General features: G+C 68.3%; 1 pseudogene. It reads left to right on the top strand.

The annotated features are described in order from the left end of the window. A pseudogene (locus JHD07_RS26635) lies at window positions 1–515 on the top strand (DNA topoisomerase IV subunit B); the annotation flags it as partial.

Here is a 515-nt window from a genome sequence, read left to right as displayed (position 1 = left end):
GGCGGAAGCGACGTTCCATTTCCCTGGCGGCCTCAAGGATTATCTCGGCGCGGCCATCCATGCCGACACGCTGGTGCATCCCGACATCTTCTCGGGCAAGTCGGGGCGCAACGGCGCGCATGGCGCCTGCGAATGGGCGGTGGCCTGGACCGCCGATGCCGACGGCTTTCTCTCCTCCTACACCAACACGGTGCCGACGCCCGATGGCGGCACCCACGAATCCGGCCTGCGCAGCGCGCTGCTGCGCGGCCTCAAGGATCACGCCGAGCGCGTCGGCCAGGGCAAGCGCGCCGCCTCCATCACCTCGGAGGACGTCATGGTGGGCGCGGCCGTGATGCTCTCGGTGTTCGTGCGCGAGCCGGAATTCCAGGGCCAGACCAAGGATCGCCTCGCCACGGCGGAAGCGCAGCGCATCGTCGAGCAGGCCATGAAGGACCCGTTCGACCATTGGCTGTCGGGCAATCCGAACATGGCCAACCGGCTGCTCGACTTCGTGATCGACCGCGCCGAGGAGC

Origin of the sequence: Bradyrhizobium sp. (assembly GCF_016462955.1) — a bacterium.
Lineage (GTDB): Bacteria > Pseudomonadota > Alphaproteobacteria > Rhizobiales > Xanthobacteraceae > Bradyrhizobium.
Note: the sequence above shows the minus strand (reverse complement) of the source record. Positions and strands in the feature narration are given on the sequence as shown.